At 62.8% G+C, this 17093-nt stretch carries 14 protein-coding genes; 3 read left to right on the forward strand and 11 right to left on the reverse strand.

All coding sequences use genetic code 11. The features are described 5' to 3' along the window. Nucleotides 1-112 precede the first annotated feature (112 nt). The 5 genes from mce to ABFY71_RS08560 all read right to left on the reverse strand — a co-directional run bounded on the left by mce (nucleotide 113) and on the right by ABFY71_RS08560 (nucleotide 6948). Complete coding sequence (gene mce / locus ABFY71_RS08540) at nucleotides 113-523, reverse strand: methylmalonyl-CoA epimerase (RefSeq protein WP_347945581.1); 411 nt, start codon at nucleotides 521-523, stop codon at nucleotides 113-115. Further along, complete coding sequence (gene scpA, locus ABFY71_RS08545) at nucleotides 520-2643, reverse strand: methylmalonyl-CoA mutase (RefSeq protein WP_347945582.1); 2124 nt, start codon at nucleotides 2641-2643, stop codon at nucleotides 520-522. The genes mce and scpA overlap by 4 nt, the downstream gene beginning before the upstream one ends. A gap of 150 nt (nucleotides 2644-2793) precedes the next feature. Continuing rightward, a complete protein-coding gene (locus ABFY71_RS08550; RefSeq protein ID WP_347945583.1) occupies nucleotides 2794-4776 on the reverse strand; it encodes an acetyl-CoA carboxylase biotin carboxylase subunit in 1983 nt (660 codons plus the stop codon). Next, entirely contained in the window at nucleotides 4773-5204 is a 432-nt protein-coding gene (locus ABFY71_RS08555; protein ID WP_347945584.1) for an endonuclease domain-containing protein, read from the reverse strand. Before ABFY71_RS08555 ends, ABFY71_RS08550 begins: the two co-directional genes overlap by 4 nt. 211 nt (nucleotides 5205-5415) lie before the next feature. Then, nucleotides 5416-6948 (reverse strand): acyl-CoA carboxylase subunit beta, encoded by a 1533-nt coding sequence (locus ABFY71_RS08560; RefSeq protein WP_347945585.1) that lies wholly within the window; start codon nucleotides 6946-6948, stop codon nucleotides 5416-5418. A gap of 117 nt (nucleotides 6949-7065) precedes the next feature. On the opposite strand from ABFY71_RS08560, the gene ABFY71_RS08565 reads away from it, so the two are divergent. After that, complete coding sequence (locus ABFY71_RS08565; RefSeq protein WP_347945586.1) at nucleotides 7066-8478, forward strand: helix-turn-helix domain-containing protein; 1413 nt, start codon at nucleotides 7066-7068, stop codon at nucleotides 8476-8478. Nucleotides 8479-8565: 87 nt separating this feature from the next. Beyond that, nucleotides 8566-9027 carry a hemerythrin domain-containing protein gene (locus tag ABFY71_RS08570; protein WP_347945587.1) on the forward strand — a complete coding sequence of 154 codons (462 nt, stop codon included), beginning with the start codon at nucleotides 8566-8568 and terminating at the stop codon, nucleotides 9025-9027. Between the two features lie 106 nt (nucleotides 9028-9133). Here the strand turns inward: ABFY71_RS08570 and ABFY71_RS08575 are convergent, their stop codons facing one another. From ABFY71_RS08575 to ABFY71_RS08600, 6 genes are all read right to left on the reverse strand, one after another. Next, on the reverse strand, nucleotides 9134-10042 hold the full coding sequence (locus ABFY71_RS08575) for a carbohydrate kinase family protein (protein ID WP_347945588.1): 909 nt from the start codon (nucleotides 10040-10042) through the stop codon (nucleotides 9134-9136). Next, nucleotides 10039-11109: an ABC transporter ATP-binding protein gene (locus tag ABFY71_RS08580; protein WP_347945589.1), complete on the reverse strand. Its 1071-nt coding sequence runs from the start codon at nucleotides 11107-11109 to the stop codon at nucleotides 10039-10041. The genes ABFY71_RS08575 and ABFY71_RS08580 overlap by 4 nt, the downstream gene beginning before the upstream one ends. Then, nucleotides 11109-12617, reverse strand: a complete 1509-nt coding sequence (gene argH / locus ABFY71_RS08585; protein ID WP_431021519.1) for an argininosuccinate lyase — start codon at nucleotides 12615-12617, stop codon at nucleotides 11109-11111. Before argH ends, ABFY71_RS08580 begins: the two co-directional genes overlap by 1 nt. A 2-nt stretch (nucleotides 12618-12619) precedes the next feature. After that, nucleotides 12620-13480 carry a carbohydrate ABC transporter permease gene (locus ABFY71_RS08590; RefSeq protein WP_347945590.1) on the reverse strand — a complete coding sequence of 287 codons (861 nt, stop codon included), beginning with the start codon at nucleotides 13478-13480 and terminating at the stop codon, nucleotides 12620-12622. Nucleotide 13481: 1 nt separating this feature from the next. Then, a complete protein-coding gene (locus ABFY71_RS08595; RefSeq protein WP_431021520.1) occupies nucleotides 13482-14360 on the reverse strand; it encodes a carbohydrate ABC transporter permease in 879 nt (292 codons plus the stop codon). Nucleotides 14361-14423: 63 nt separating this feature from the next. Next, nucleotides 14424-15665 (reverse strand): sugar ABC transporter substrate-binding protein, encoded by a 1242-nt coding sequence (locus tag ABFY71_RS08600; protein WP_347945591.1) that lies wholly within the window; start codon nucleotides 15663-15665, stop codon nucleotides 14424-14426. A gap of 189 nt (nucleotides 15666-15854) precedes the next feature. Here ABFY71_RS08600 and ABFY71_RS08605 point away from each other — a divergent pair, with 189 nt between their 5' ends. Continuing rightward, the gene (locus ABFY71_RS08605; protein WP_347945592.1) at nucleotides 15855-17084 is read left to right on the forward strand and encodes an ROK family transcriptional regulator; all 1230 of its coding nucleotides are present in this window, start codon (nucleotides 15855-15857) and stop codon (nucleotides 17082-17084) included. The last annotated feature ends 9 nt before the right edge of the window (nucleotides 17085-17093 follow it).

The following is a 17093-nucleotide window of genomic DNA, read 5'->3' on the forward strand; positions in this document are numbered from 1 at the left end:
TAAGCATTGGGGGCGTATCGCCCTTGCGCTCACCAGTGCGCGTGCCGGCTGCAGCATAGCCAAAGCCGGACAGTCCGGCGACACCCTATCGTGCACATCAATGTCAGCGGGCTCAGGCGGGGCACTCTTCGAGTTCGATCAGCGTGCCGTCAAAATCCTTGGGGTGCAGAAACAGCACCGGATTGCCATGGGCGCCGGTTCTCGGCGTGCCATCGCCCAGCACGCGGGCGCCGCCCGCCGTCAGCGCGGCGGCGGCAGCGGCAATGTCTGGCACTTCAAAGCAGATATGATGCATGCCCCCGGCCGGGTTCTTGGCGAGGAAGGCGGCAATGGGCGAGCCAGCGCCGAGCGGCTCCAGCAGTTCCACCTTGGTATTGCCGGTATCGATGAACACCACGGTAACGCCATGCTCGGGCAGCGCCTGCGGCTGGCCGACATGGGCCCCCAGCAAGTCGCGATACTTCGCTGATGCCGCAGCCAGATCGGGCACGGCGATGGCGATGTGATTGAGGCGACCGATCATTGGTTGGAGAGCCTTCCTTCAATCTGGCTGAGCACGGAGAAGGCCGCCGAGAGCACATTGGTACCGGGACCGAAAATGGCCGCCACACCGCAATCGAGCAGGAAGTCGTAATCCTGCTCGGGAATGACACCACCGACAATCACGGTGACCTCGCCCAGATCACGATCCTTGAGTGCCGAGATCAGTTCGGGCACCAGCGTCTTGTGGCCGGCGGCCAGCGACGAGACGCCCACGGCATCGACCTTGAGCTCGGCGACATGGGCGGCCACTTCCGGCGCGGTTTCAAACAGATCACCCATATGGACGAGGAAGCCGAGATCGGCGAAGGCGCTGGCGATCACCTTGGCGCCGCGATCATGGCCATCCTGGCCCATCTTGGCGATGAAGATCGAGGGCGCCCTGCCCCGGCTCTTCTTGAAGCTGTCGATGCGGCCGGCAATGGCGGCAAATTCGGGATCGTCGCCATAGCCCTGCGCATATACCCCCGAGATGACGCGGGTAATGGCGGCGTGGCGACCGAACACATCTTCCATGGCCTGGCTGATTTCGCCCAGGGTGGCGCGGGCGCGGGCGGCGGCCACTGCGGCGTCAAGCAGATTGCCCTCATCCATGGCCGCAAACTCGCGCAGGGCGGAGAGCATGGACTGGCATTTGGCCTCGTCGCGGCCGGCGCGCACGCGTCCCAGCAGCGCGATCTGCTCGGCACGCACCTTGGCGTTGTCGATATCGCGGACGTCAATGCCATCCTCGACATCAAGCCGGTAGCGGTTGACGCCGACAATGACATCTTCGCCGCGATCAACACGCGCCTGCCGCAGCGCAGCGGCCTTTTCGATTTCGAGCTTGGGACCGCCGGTCTGCACCGCCTTGGTCATGCCACCCTGGGCCTCGGCCTCGCCGATCAACGCCTTGGCGCCGGCGACCAGTTCGGCGGTGAGCGCCTCGACGTAGTAGGAGCCGCCCAGCGGATCGACGACGTCGGTGATGCGGCTTTCGTGCTGCAGGATGAGCTGGGTATTGCGGGCAATGCGGCTGGAAAATTCGGTCGGCAGCGCGATGGCCTCATCGAACGAATTGGTGTGCAGGCTCTGGGTGCCGCCCAGCGTCGCGGCCAGCGCCTCGATGGTGGTGCGCACGATATTGTTGTGTGGATCCTGCTCGGTCAGCGACACGCCCGAAGTCTGGCAATGGGTGCGCAGCATCTTGGAGCGCGGGTCTTTTGCCCCCAGCCCGGTCATGATTTCGCTCCACAGCTGGCGCGCGGCGCGCAGCTTGGAGACTTCGAGGAAGAAGTTCATGCCGATGCCGAAAAAGAAGCTCAGCCGGCCGGCAAACTTGTCGATGTCGAGGCCGCGGGCCTGCGCCGCGCGGACATATTCCATGCCATCGGCCAGGGTATAGGCCAGTTCCTGCACCGCCGTCGCCCCGGCCTCGTGCATGTGGTAGCCCGAGATGGAGATCGAGTTGAACTTGGGCATGTGTTCGGCGGTATAGGCGATGATGTCGCCGACAATGCGCATCGAGGGTTCAGGCGGGTAGATATAGGTGTTGCGGACCATGAACTCCTTGAGCACGTCGTTCTGGATGGTCCCTTCGAGCTTGGCCTGCGGCACGCCCTGCTCCTCGGCGGCGACGATGAACATGGCCAGCACCGGGATCACCGCGCCATTCATGGTCATCGACACGCTCATCTGATCGAGCGGGATGGCATCAAACAGGATCTTCATGTCCTCGACGCTGTCGATGGCCACGCCGGCCTTGCCGACATCGCCGACAACGCGCGGATGGTCGCTGTCATAGCCGCGATGGGTCGCCAGGTCGAAAGCGACCGAGAGCCCCTTCTGGCCCTTTTCCAGCGCCTGCCGGTAAAAGGCATTGGATTCCTTGGCGGTCGAGAAGCCGGCATATTGCCGAATGGTCCAGGGCCGGTTGGCATACATGGTCGCCCGCACGCCACGGGTGAACGGCTCGGCGCCGGGCACCTCGCTGCCCTCGCCGAAATACACAGGCTTGACGGCGATGCCGCCATAGTCGCGGTCGAGCGCGGAGAGCGGGATATCACGGAGTTCCTTTTGGGCGAGTTCGGCCCAGTGCGCGAAATCGGCTTTTTGGTCAGACATCGTAACCCCCACCCTTGATCCCTCCCCACAAGGGGGAGGGAGACGACTGCGCCTCTGGTGGGCAGGATTTCACGGCAAACTGAGAGCAAGCGTCCCTCCCCCTTGTGGGGAGGGAATGAGGGTGGGGGTATCTCGCCGCAGACACCAAACTCATGACACCGCCTCAAATTCCAGAATCACCTGATCGACCGCCAGCACCGCGCCGGCCACGGCGTGTACCTTGCTGATGCGGGCGCGCTTTTCGGCCTTCAGCACATTTTCCATCTTCATGGCTTCAACGATGGCCAGCGTCTGGCCGTCCTCGACAATGTCGCCCACGGCCACATCGATGCGCACCACCTGCCCCGGCATCGGGCAGAGCAGGAACTTGCTCATGTCGGGCGGGACCTTGATCGGCATGTGCCTGAGCAGGCTCGCCACATGCGGCGCCAGCACCTGCACCCTGAGATCGGCGCCACGATAGCGGATGCGGAAGCCCGAGGTGGTGGCATTGACCTTGAACACCGAGTGACGGCCATCGGACCATTCGACACTGGCCAGGCCGGCGCCCGGCTGCCAATCGAGCCGCGCGGCCTGGCTGCGCCATTCAGCGCCCACCGTATAGCCATCGGCCGTTTCGTTGACGGTGACCGGCAGCGCCTGGTTGCCGATCTGGACGTGCCAGTGCTGTTCAGTGGTGCCCGTGCCGTGCCGCGCTTCGCGGCGGCTCATCAGCATCGCGGCTGCAGCGGCAACATCATAGTGATGCTGCTCGCTGAGGGCGGCGCCAAGGAAACCATCGGGGAATTCTTCGGCGATATAGCCAGTGGTCAGCCGTCCTTCGCGGAAGCGGGTCTGCTCCATCACGGTCGAGAGAAACGGCAGATTATTGCCGACGCCTTCGACTTCAAAGCTGTCCAGCGCCACGGCCATGGCGTCGATCGCCGCCAGACGGGTCGGCGCCCAGGTGCAGAGCTTGGCAATCATCGGATCGTAGAAGGTAGAAATCTCCCCGCCTTCGAACACCCCGGTGTCATTTCTCACCACCAGCGTCTCGGACGCGCTTTCGACAGGCGGGCGATATTTGGTCAGCCGACCCGTGGAAGGCAGAAAACTCCGATAGGGGTCTTCGGCATAGAGCCGGCTTTCAATGGCCCAGCCCTGGCGCTGCACATCGGCCTGCTTGAGCGGCAGAACCTCGCCATTGGCGGCGCGCAGCATCAGCTCGACCAGATCGAGCCCGGTAATCAGCTCGGTCACCGGATGCTCCACCTGCAGGCGGGTGTTCATTTCAAGGAAATAGAACTTGCGGTCCTTGTCGACGATGAACTCAACCGTGCCGGCACTCTGATAGCCGACGGCCTTGGCCAAAGCGACGGACTGCTCGCCCATGGCCTTGCGCGTCGCCTCATCGAGAAACGGCGACGGCGCCTCCTCAATGACCTTCTGGTTGCGCCGCTGAATGGAGCATTCGCGCTCGTTGAGGTAGAGCACATTGCCGTGGCTATCGCCGATCAGCTGGATTTCGATATGGCGCGGTTCGGTGACGAATTTTTCGATGAAGATGCGATCATCGCCAAAGGATGACGCAGCTTCCGATTTCGAGCGATCAAAGCCCTCGCGCGCTTCGGCGTCATTCCAGGCAATGCGCATGCCCTTGCCGCCGCCGCCGGCACTGGCCTTGATCATCACCGGATAGCCGATGGATTTGCTGATGGTCACGGCGTGCTCGGCGTCATCGATTAGCCCCATATGGCCGGGCACAGTCGAGACGCCCGCTTCGGCTGCGAGTTTCTTGGAGGTGATCTTGTCGCCCATGGCCTCGATGGCTTTCACAGGCGGACCGACAAAGATGATCCCCGCAGCTTCCAGCGCTTCGGCAAATTTGGGGTTTTCGCTCAGAAAGCCATAGCCGGGGTGCACGGCCTGCGCGCCGGTCGCCTTGCAGGCGGCAATGATCTTGTCGATCTGCAGATAGCTATCCTTGGCCGGCGACGGGCCGATATGGACCGCCTCGTCGGCCATGCGCACATGCAGCGCCTCCTTGTCTGCGTCCGAATAGACGGCGACGGTGGCGATACCCATGCGCTTGGCCGTCTTGATGACCCGGCAGGCAATCTCGCCGCGATTGGCGATGAGGAGTTTGGTGATCATGGATGTTGCCTCGGAAATGCCGTTTGCTCGGAGTCGCACCCTCCCCCTTGCGGGGCGGGTTGGGGAGGGGGGCTCGCACGGGGACGTTCCGGGCGATACTCAAGGGCGGCCGCGATGGTATCGTAAACGCCATCGGCGTGGAACAGGACGTCCTCATTGGAAAAGCGCAGCACCTTGAAGCCTCGCGACGACAGATAGTCGTCGCGCGTCCGGTCATTGGTCTGTGCCAGCTCGCCATCGTGGCTATTGCCATCGACCTCAATGACGAGTTGGGCGTGCCGACAGGCGAAGTCGACATAATAGGGCCCAATCTCGACCTGCTTGCGGAAGTGAAAGCCGCCAGTACGCATGGGCCAGAGCAACTGCCACAAGGCTCGTTCGGCACGCGTTGAATTTGCGCGCAGCTTTCGTCGAAGTTCCCGGCTCATCGGTTCCACCTTGAGCGGCTACGTCGCTGGAAGCAGGCGGGACTGCCCAAATATGGGGGCCAGCCGCCCCCCTCCCCAGCCCTCCCCGCAAGGGGGAGGGTGTTCGTCCGGCGGGCGAGGCGCGACAGTGCCACAAACGCGATGGGGCACCCTCCCCCTTGCGGGGAGGGCTGGGGAGGGGGGCGTTTGGGCAAGGTGCTGATGCTGTCCCTCACAACGGTATATTCCCGTGCTTCTTCCTCGGCCCCTGCACGCTCTTGTTTTTCAGCGTCGAGAGCGCCCGGATGACGCGGCGTCTTGTGCCATGCGGCATGATGACGTCGTCGATGAAGCCGCGTTCGGCGGCAACGAAGGGGTTAGCGAAGCGCGCTTCGTAGTCTGCCGTGCGCCGGGCGATCTTGTCCTTGTCGCCCAGTTCGGAGCGATAGAGGATTTCGGTGGCGCCCTTGGCGCCCATCACAGCGATTTCGGCTGAGGGCCAGGCGTAGTTCACGTCGGCCTTGATGTGCTTGCTTGCCATCACGTCATAAGCGCCGCCATAGGCCTTGCGGGTGATGACGGTGACCAGCGGCACGCTGGCCTCGGCATAGGCGAACAGCAGCTTGGCGCCGTGCTTGATGATGCCACCATATTCCTGGGCGACGCCGGGCAGGAAGCCGGGCACGTCGACCAGGGTCAGGATGGGGATTTCAAAGCTGTCGCAGAAGCGGATGAAGCGCGCTGCTTTCTTACTGGCGTTGATATCGAGACACCCCGCCAGCACCAAAGGCTGGTTGGCGACGACGCCGACCGTATCGCCGCCGAGGCGGATAAAGCCGATCAGGATATTGCCGGCATGGTCCTTCTGCAGCTCAAGGAAGTCGCCCTCGTCGGCGATCTTTTCGATCACCTCGCGCATGTCGTAGGGCTGGTTGGCGCTGGCGGGAATGATGGTATCGAGGCTGATATCGTCACGATTGAGGGGATCGTCGGTCGGGCGATGCGGCGGCTTCTGCCCGGCGGCCAGCGGCAGGAAGCCATAGAGCCGGCGCACTTCGAGCAGGGTCTCGATATCGTTTTCGAAGGCCGCGTCGGCGACCGAGGAGATTTTCGTGTGCGTGGAGGCGCCGCCCAGTTCTTCCTGGGTCACGCTCTCATTGGTGACCGTCTTGACCACATCGGGCCCGGTGACGAACATGTAGCTGGTGTCTTTGACCATATAGATGAAGTCGGTCATGGCGGGCGAATAGACTGCGCCGCCGGCGCAGGGGCCCATGATCACCGAAATCTGCGGCACCGCGCCCGAGGCCTGGGTATTGCGCCAGAACACGTCGGCATAGCCACCCAATGAGGCGACGCCCTCCTGAATGCGGGCACCGCCAGAGTCATTGAGCCCGATCACCGGGGCGCCATTCTGCATGGCCAGATCCATGATCTTGCAGATCTTCTTGGCGTGGGTTTCGCTCAGCGAGCCGCCGAACACCGTGAAATCCTGGCTGAACACATAGACCAGGCGGCCATCAATGGTGCCCCAGCCGGTGACGACGCCGTCGCCGGGGATGATGGTGTCGGCCATGTCGAAATCGGTCGCCCGATGGGTGACGAACATGTCGTATTCTTCAAAACTGCCCGGATCGAGCAGGATGTCGAGCCGCTCCCGCGCCGTCAGCTTGCCCTTGCTGTGCTGGATATCGATGCGGCGCTGGCCGCCGCCGACCCGCGCTTCGGCCCGCTTGGCCTCAAGTTGAGCGATGATATCCTGCATGTCGTCGTCTCCTTGCTCGTGTTGAGACTAGCGCGTTGTGTGCAATCCCCCAAGACAGCAAACGGCGGGTCTGTTACAATCACACAGAAGCAGATTTGTAATTTTGTGGATTTGTGAATGGCGACGCGCAAGATTTTCGCCGGGGCACGGCTACGGGCCCTGCGGACGCAACACAGGCTGACCCAGGGTGAGCTGGCGGCGCGGCTGGATATCTCGGCCTCCTATGTCAACCAGATCGAATCCAATCAGCGCCCACTGACAGCCTCGGTGATGCTGGCGCTGGCGGACCGGTTCAATCTTGATCTCTCCAGCCTGATGACCGACGGCTCGGACCGGCTGCTGGCGGGACTGCGCGAGGCGCTGGCGGACCCGGTATTTGGCGAGGGCGTACCGAATTTGCAGGAACTCAAGACGGTGGCGGCCAATGCGCCGGACGTGGCGCGGGCCCTGCTGGCGCTCTATGAAACCTATCGCAAGACCAATGAACGGCTGGCCAGCGTCGATGCAGAACTCACCAGAAATCCGCAGGCCGGCCTGCAGACGTCTTACGAAGAGGTGCGCGACTTCTTCCACTATGCCGACAACTACATTGATCCGCTCGACCGCGCCGCCGAGGCGCTGGCCGAGGAACTCGGCATCTTTGCCGCTGACCGGCTCAACCGGCTGATCGCCTATTGTGGCGAGGCCCATGATCTGCGGGTGGTGCTGACGGCGCCAAGCCAGCCCGATCTGATCAAGAATTATGATCGATCGACACGAACGCTAGCGATCAATGGCCGGCTGGAGCCGTCAACGCAATTCTTCCAGATCGCCACCCATCTGGCCGTGGCCGAGCAGGCCACCCTGCTCGATCACCTGCTCGACGCGGCCAGTTTCAAGACCGCCGAGGCGCGCTCGGTGGCGCGGATGGGGCTGGCCAACTACTTCGCCGGCGCGCTGCAAATGCCCTATGGCGCCTATCTCAAGGCGGCCGAGGCGCATCGCTACGACATCGAGGAACTGGCTCATCTGTTTGGCGCCAGTCTGGAGCAGGTGGCGCACCGCCTCTCGAGCATGCAGCGGCCGCGCGAAAAAGGCGTGCCGTTCTTTTTTGCCCGGGTCGACGCCGCCGGCACCATCACCAAACGGCACTCGGCAACGGCGCTGCAATTTGCCCGCTTTGGCGGGGCCTGTCCGCTGTGGAATGTGCATCGGGCGTTTGAGGCCCATGGCCAGATCATCCGGCAACTGGCCGAGACGCCGGATGGCAACCGCTATCTGAGCCTGGCCTGGTCGAGCGAGAAGCGCAGCGGCGGCTATAACGGCATCACGCGGCGCTATGCCTATGCGCTGGGCTGCGAAATCAGCCACGCCAATCGGCTGGTCTATGGCAGTGATGTGGACCCGGTGCGGGCCCGGTTTGACCCGATCGGCATTTCCTGTCGCATTTGCGAGCGCCGCGCCTGCCCGCAGCGTTCCGTACCGCCGCTGGCGGCAGAGATTTCCATTGATGGTGACCATCGCGCCATCGTTCCCTACCAGATCGGTTGATCGCCCATCTGAGGCCGAGTTGATCGGGGTCAATTCTTCGAACCGTGGCAATGCTAAAGTGAAAGGCTACAGGCGACTGGAAATCCGATGATACGAGCGAACCGGCGCATTGAGGCGCTGGAACAATGCCATAGTGAAGTGCTGGCGCTGTGCGACGGTCTTGAAGCCGTGGCCGACAGTCTGCCGCACAACGTGCAAAAGCGGATCTGCCTGACCCTGGCGGCCACGCTTGAGCCGCTCATCGCCCGCACGCAGGCCCTGGAGGAACAGGCCTTGTTTCCGCTGCTGGAAACGATGCAGAACCCGCAAATGGCGCGGACCATGGCACGGCTGCGCGAGGAACATCTGGCCGATCACAGCGCAGCAAGTGAGGTGAGCGAAGCCTTGCAGGATTTGGGCAAGGACCGCTCGAAGCTGTCGCCCGACGCCATGGGTTATCTGCTGCGCTCGTTCTTTGTGAGCATGCGCCGTCATGTGCAGAGCGAACGGGATCTGATTGCCATGGCCCTGCCGGCCGAGCCTGGCCGCGGGCCGACAACGGACGGCTGAGCCAGCCCGCGCTGGCCGCATGATGCATCTGCTCCCGCGACGGAATGGCGCTTGCGGCTGACGCCGGGGCCATCGTACCGTCAGGCCGCAGCAGGCAGACCCTTGATCAGCCCGTGGCGCCGATGGGGCGCGCCAGCGATGTGGTGCCGCCAATGGCCTGGACTGAAAGGCTGCCGGAGGCGATGCCAGCCTGCAGGCAGCGCTGGGGCGCGTGCCCCTCCAGCCACGCATGGAGCAACCCCGCATTGAAGGCGTCGCCAGCGCCGGTGGTGTCGCGTACCGGCACTCGCGGCGCCGGCTGAGCAAGGCGCTGGTCCTTGATGGCCAGCATGGCGCCATCGGCTCCCAGCTTGATGGCCACAACCGGGAAATGCCGGGCCAGATGCGCCAGCGCCGCGCTGGCCTGGGTTTCGCCGGTAATGGCCAGCGCCTCGTCCAGATTGGGCAGAAATACGTCAACCCCGGCGCAGCGCGACAGGAGCGAGGGATCGTGGATCAGTTCTTCATCCCAACTCGGATCCAGCGACACGGTCAAACCCAGCCGCTTGGCGTCGGCGACCAGATCGGGGTGTTCGGCAAAGGTGGCATATTCGGCGATGTGCAGATGGACTGCCCCAGAACTCGCGAGCAAGCGGGCATAATCACGCGGCAGCGCATGGCCGGCGCGGCGCGACAGAAAGGCGCGATCACTGTCATGGGCCATGACAATGGTGATCTGCGGACCAGCATCGGCCGCCCGCTCAATCAGGTCCATCGCCACCCCATCAGCGGCAAACTGGCCTTCCAGAGCAACAGAAATCGGGTCCGTACCAAAGCGCGACAACACACCGGCCGGCCGGCCATGCGCTACCAGGTGGGCCGCTGCAATGAAGGCGCCGCCGCCCAGGACCGGGGTCATGGCCTCGGCGAAGACTTCCGCACCCAGCCGCGGCATCGCTGGCAGGCCCGAGAACACCAGATCGCAGTAAATCCGACCGGCACAGACAATCGCGCCCGTCGGGCGTGCCGTCATCATAGCCGGCCCAGTGCCTGCTCGGTCTGCGCGTCGAACAAATACAGCGCTCCCGGCTGCGCCGTGGCCGAGACAGTACTGCCCACCTTGGGCAGCAGTTTGCCGGGTGCGGTGGCAATGGCTTCGGCCCCGGCAATATCGAGATGCACCAGGGTCTCGGAGCCCAGCGGCTCTACCGCCGTAACGGTTCCGGCGATTTCAAAGCCAGCATGGGTGGGGGCGCCGACCAGCAAATCATGGGGCCGCACGCCGACCAATATCGGACCCTCGGCAAATGCCGTCGCGTCCAATCCGGCGGCAACGGTCTGATTGACGCTGAGCTTGCCGCCCGCAATCTCGCCCGTGAGCAAATTCATCGACGGACTGCCGATAAACCGAGCGGTGAACACATCCACCGGGTTTTCATAGAGGTCCGTGGGCGTGCCCACCTGCAGGATGCGGCCATCGCGCATCACCACGATCTTGTCGGCCATGGTCATGGCTTCGATCTGGTCGTGCGTCACATAGACAATGGTGGTGCCCAGGCGCTGATGCAGGCGCTTGATCTCGATGCGCATCTGCGCGCGCAATTGTGCGTCGAGATTGGATAGCGGCTCATCGAACAGGAAGGCGACCGGATCGCGCACCATGGCCCGGCCAATGGCCACGCGCTGGCGTTGCCCGCCCGACAGTTCTGACGGGCGTCGATCCAGCAGGTCCTCGAGGCCAAGGATCTTGGCGGTTTCCAGAATGCGCTGGCCTTTTTCGGTGGCGCTGAGCTTGGACGTATAGAGGCCAAAGCCGATATTCTTGCCCACACTCATATGCGGGTAGATGGCGTAATTCTGAAACACCATGGCGATGTTGCGCTGCTTGGGTGCCATGTCATTGACCACCGCACCGGCAATGCTCAGCGTGCCAGCGGTGATGTCTTCCAGCCCCGCAATCATGCGCAGCGTGGTGGACTTGCCACAGCCCGACGGACCGACAAACACCACAAATTCCCCGTCATTGATGGTCAGATCAATGCCGTGGACGGCAGTTGTCTTGTTATAGGCTTTGACCAGGCCCTGTAGTTCAATAGTCGCCATCAGGCCGCTCCGATCAGTGCACCAAATTTGGAATTGAGTTCGGCTTTCGCCAGCGCCTGCGCCGCGGCACGGGCCCTGGCAGCATCGGCAAAGGCCGCAGCGCGCGCACGATAGCTCGCCAGTGCTTCGTTCATGGGCGCCAGCGCCGGGCCGCCGAAACGGTCCCGCACGGCGACGAAATGCTCGGGCGAGACCAGTTCGGCAAAACGCTTGGCGTCGATTGTGGTGGGCCGGCCCACCGATTTCTCGAATGCCGTCACAAACGGGCCATAGCCATCTTGGGGCAGATCGCCATCTGCGGCGACCACCGCACGGGCCACGGCGGCGGCAATCTCATGGCCTTCACGGAACGACAGCCCTTCCTGGCGCACCAGGCTGTCGGCCAGTTCGGTAATGGTGATGCAGGAGCGCCTGATATTGGTGGCGACCCGCGCCGGGTCGATGCGGACTTGTGCCATCACCGAGGCCAGCAGATCGAGCACGCGATAGGCGCTGTCAAAGGCCTGATAGCCCATGGCCTGGGTCTCGCCTTCGCTGTCATTCATGTCGGTGAAGGGTGTGTTGCGCATGACGTCGAGCATGGCCCGGGCCCGCCCGAAAGTCTGGCTGGAGAGCAGCCGCAAATGCTCGATCGGCACCGGATTGCGCTTTTGCGGCATGATCGAGGAGATCTGCACCAGCGCGTTGGGTACATAGAGCTGTCCGACTTCAAAACTGCTCCACACCTGCAGGTCCTGAATGGGCCGTCCGAGATGGAGAAACAGCAATTCGATGGCGCCATAGGTGGCCGTGATGTAGTCGACCGCCGCGATGCAACTGTAGGAGTTCTGCAGTGGCGCCGCGAAGCCGAGCAATTGCGCCACCCGGGCCCGATTGATCGGAAAGCCCGACGTCGTTATGGCGGCCGCGCCCATCGGCGATTGATCGACCACGCCATAGGCCTGCTGCAACCGGTCGATGTCGCGGCCCAGCACTTCGATCATCGCGCCCAGATAGTGGCCAAAAGTGCTCGGCTGGGCCGGCTGGCCGTGCGTGTAGGCCACGATCAGCGTGGCCTTTTCGCGCTCGCCGGTGTCGATCAGCACGGTATAGAGCGCCTGCGCCTTGGCGATCAGCACGTCGAGTCGCGCCTTCAGACCCAGCTTGAACAGGGTATGATCGATATCGTTGCGCGAGCGGGCGGTGTGCAACCGCCCCGCCAGATCGGGCCCCAGCCGGGCCTTGAGTTCCTTCTCGATGAGAAAGAAATAGTCTTCCACGTCGCCGGTATAGACCAGCGTCGCCGGGTCGACTTCGGCCGCGATGGCGGTGAGTGCCCGGGCGATGTCACGCCCCTGCCCGGCATCGAGAATGCCGGTCTCCACCAGCATCACCAGATGGGCCTGGTCAATGGCGCCGAAGGCCGCGACGTGGTGGGTCTTGGCACTGTCAAACAGCGGCCGCAGCACGGTGTCCTTGTAGACCGGATCGGGGAAAACGCTGTCGTCGTTGATGCGGGGATCGGTCATGGTCAGCCCTTGAGTCCTGCCAGCATGACGCCCCGCACGATGAAGCGTTGCAGCACGAGAAACACGAGCAGGGTGGGGATGGTGGCCAGCGCGGCGCCGGTCATGATCAATTCCCACTGGATAGACTGTTCGACAGCAAAGCTCGAGAGCCCGACTGGCAAGGTGTAGAGTTCCTTGCTGGTGGTGACGATCAGCGGCCAGAAGAAGGCGGTCCAATTGCCCAGGAAAGTAAAGATCGCCAGGGCCGAGATTGCCGGCATCACCAAGGGCATGGCCACCTTCCACCAGATTTCGAACTCGTTGAGCCCATCGATCCGCGCGGCTTCGAGGAAGTCATCGGGCACCGTCTCGAAGAACTGCTTCATCAGGAATGTGCCGAAGGCTGTCATCATGCCCGGGAACATGATGCCCCAATAGCTGTCCAGCCAGCCAAGCTGGCTCGACATCAAATACCACGGAATAACCAGCATTTCGGTGGGGATCATCAGCGTCGACAGGATCGCCAGAAAGATGAAGTAGCGGCCGCGGAACTCGAACTTGGCCAGCGTGTAGCCGACCAGGCTGTCGAAAAACACGTTCGACAGGGTCACCGTGGTGGCCACCAGCGCCGAATTGAGGAACCAGCGCATGAAGCGGCCGTCGGACAGCACCTTGATGTAATTGTCGAAGCTGGGCGCCAGCGGGATGAGCCGCAGATCATAGACCTGCCCCGCCGATTTCAGCGAGGTGGAGAACATGTAGAGCAGCGGCGTGATCATCAGCAGTCCGCCGAGCAGCAGCATCGTCCAGGTCAGGATCAGCCCCGGGCGGATGGGTTTGCGGTTGGCGGCGAGCTCATAGCCGTTGGCGGTCACCTCGGCCATGTCAGCGGTTCCTCAAGACAAACAATTGACCCAGTGACACCACCAGCAGGATCAGGAACAGCACCACCGTCTGTGCTGCCGCGTAGCCCATGTCGAAGGACGAAAACGCGGTCTGGTAGATCATCATCACCAGCGGCTTGGTCGAGTTCAGCGGCCCGCCGGGATCGTTGGAGGTCATGTTGTAGACCTGATCGAAAATGCGCAGGAAGCCGATCGAGGAAAACACCACGAGAAACACCGTCGTCGGTTTCAGCAGCGGCAGGGTGATCTTGCGCAAAATGGCCCATTCGCCCAGGCCGTCGATGCGCGCCGCCTCATAATAGGTCGAGGGAATGGCGCGCAGGCCGGCCATGAAGATGATGATCTGGAAGCCCAGACCGGCCCAGATGCCGGTGACCATGATGGAAGGCAAGGCCTGCGCCGGCGAGCGCAGGAATTGCTGCGCCGGCAGATGCAGGTTCGACAGAATGCCGTTGATGATGCCGATGGGAATGGGCTGGTAGAACCAGCGCCAGACCCAGGCCATGGCGGCCGCAGTGGTCAGGAACGGCAGGAAATAGAGCGCCCGCAGGAAGCTGTGCATGAACGTCACCTTGTCGAGATAATAGGCGATGACAAAGGACAGCAGCAGGCTGATCGGCGTGCCGATAATCAGATAGGCGAAGGTGTTGCGGAAGACCTTCCAGAATACCGGGTCGGCAAACAGTTTCTGATAGTTTTCCAGGCCGACAAAATTGGCGGGACGGAGCAGGTCCCAGTCGGTGAACGAGATCCAGAATGCCGACAGCGTCGGATAGAACCGGATCCAGCTATAGAACACAATGGGCAGCGCCAGAAAGCTCCAGGCCCACAGCACCTTGCGCCCGCTCTGGGTCAGCACGAAACCGGTGCGGCCCTTGCGGGTCGCACCATTTGCTTCAATGTCAGGGAGGTGAGCCACGGCCTATTTCTTGGCCGCGTCGATCATGGCCTGTTCGGCCGCAGCAGCCTCGTCCAGGGAAGCCTGTGGGTCCTGGTTTTCGAGCAGCACGCGGTTGACCATGTCGACAGCCGTCTGGCGCTGCCCGGCTTCGTCCACAAATGTGGTGGTGTGGGCATACTCAAGACCCTTGAGGAAGGGCGCATAGATCGGGTCAGCCAGATTGGCCTCGGTCAGGGCAGCGTCACGGCGCGCTGGCAGTTCACCAACCACGTCGAGCCAGACCTGCATGGCCTCGGTTGAGGAGATATAGGCGAGGAACTTCTCAGCAGCCGCCTTCTTTTCGTCCGTGGCGCCCGAACCGATGCCATTGGCAAAATAGCTGGCATAGTTGGAGCGAACCCCGTCAGCATTGGCAGGCAGCTCAACCACGCCCCACTCGAAATCGGTGATGGTGTTGAAGGCGCCGAGACGGAAGGTACCATCGACGGTCATCGCCGCCAGCCCGGCCTTGAATGCCGCCTGACCTTCGTCCATGAAGCCGACCAGACCGACATTGTGGGCGGTCTGCAGATCGGTGTAGAAGTTCAGCGCCTGCAAGCCGGCATCGGTGGCGTAGGACACATTGCCATTGGCATCATAGGGTTCGCCACCCATCTGGCGCACCAGCACTTCACGCCACCAATGGTGGTCCTGCCCGGCAAAATCGAGCGTCAGACCTTCCGAGGTGATGTTGCCACCACCGTCGGTCTTGGTGGTCTGCATCGCCACGTCGACGAGTTCATCGAGCGTAGTCGGTGGCGCAACGCCAGCCTCATCGAGCAGCTTCTTGTTGTAGAACAGCGCCAGTGACCGCACGGCGGTCGGAAGCCCGTAATAGGCGCCATCGCGCTTGACGGCCGAGACGATCGGGAAGAACTCACTCTCGATTTCGGCGGTCGGAAACACAGCCTCATCCAGCGGCTGCAGGACGCCGCCCTGCTGGAACTTGTCGAGCCAGCCATAGAAGAACTGCAGCACATCGGGGCCATTGCCGCCGGCCTGCGAGGCAATCACCTTGGTCTGGTAATCGGCGTAGGGAAAGGTGACCTGCTTGACCGTAATATCGGGGTTGGCCGCCTCGAAATTACTGATGAGCTGATCCATGGCGTTCACACGCGTTTCAAACACGTACTGCCAGTATTCGATTTCCACAGCCTGAGCCGAGCTCAAGGCCATAAGACTGACGCCGGCGACCAGGCTGGCGAGCGTAAAGCGTTTCCGCATCTGAACCTCCTTGTGGTCCGCAACCGGGCTTGGACACGCGGTTGGACGGACAAATTCCCCTTGGGTGAGAAGCCGGCAGCGGGCCCGCTTCACCCTCCACAAGTCAGCCGACGCCAGCAACATTGTCAATACAATAATCTACTTGAGTTATTGTGATCGGCAAAATAGCCTCTCGCTCAGAAGCGAGGGATGATGAAAAAAACAGGCTCGGCTGGGTCCGTTAGGCCGACCATCGGGAGCAATCCGGGTCGGAATCGCAATCACAACCGGCGCGTCGTGCTCGATATGGTGCGGGCCTATGGTCCGTTGGGGCGAACCGAGATCGCCCGTCGCGCCCAGCTGACGCCGCAGGCGGTGAGCAATATCGTTGACGAACTGGTCGGCGAGCAGATGCTGATCGAGCTGGGCCGATTGCGCTCGGGACGTGGGCAGCCGCCCCTGCAATTTGCAGTCAATCCGAATGGTCCCATGACCGCGGGAGTGGAAATTGCCACCGATCACATCATGACGGTGCTGATCGATCTGTCAGGCCAGATCCGCGCACAATCCTATCGCCCGATTACCGCCACCGATCCGGCGTTCATTCTGCCCCAGCTCCGCGACGAAATCGCCAGCATCCGTGCCAGCGTCAGCGACGATCCGGTGCGCCTGCTCGGCGTCGGCGTCGTGATGCCCGGACCGTTCGAGATCGAAGGGATGAGTTCTGTTGGCCCGGCAACCCTGCCCGGCTGGACCGGGCTGGATGTCAAGCATACGGCGAGCCAAGCCATTGGTGAGCCCGTCGAGATCGAAAACGATGCCACTGCCGCCGCCGTGGGTGAGCGGCTCTATGGCGCCGGGCGCCACCATTCCAGCTTCTGCTTTGTGTATTTTGGCGTGGGCCTGGGCCTGGGTATCATTCACGAAGGCCGTCCGCTGCGCGGCGCCTTTGGCAATGCCGGCGAGATCGGCCATCTTGGGGTCACCCCGCGCAACCGGCCGGCGCTCTATGGTCCTGAAGGCGCGCTCGAACGCTTCGCGTCGCTCTATGCCTTGCGCGAACGCCTGACGGCGGCGGGACGACCGAGCGCGACCATCGAGGACCTGCAGCAATTGCATGATCAGCAGGATCCCATACTGGCCGACTGGATCGCCGAAGCGGCCGACTATCTGGCGCCGACCATCGCCGCCATCGAGAACCTGCTCGATCCCGAAACCATCATCTTTGGCGGCGCCCTGCCCGACGCGATCATTGACGCCCTGATCGCCGCGCTCGAGCCATTGCCGGTTTCGGTGGCGACCCGCCGGGCCCGGACCGCGGCCCGGGTCATTCGCGGGCAAACCGGCCAGTTGACCGCGGCCCTTGGCGCCGCGGCGCTCCCCATGCTCGAGACCATTACCCCACGCCTGCACGTGGATACCCGTACTGACCCGCAATAGGAGCCTGCC

The sequence above is a fragment of the Devosia alba genome, from assembly GCF_039938915.1.
Lineage (GTDB): Bacteria > Pseudomonadota > Alphaproteobacteria > Rhizobiales > Devosiaceae > Devosia > Devosia alba.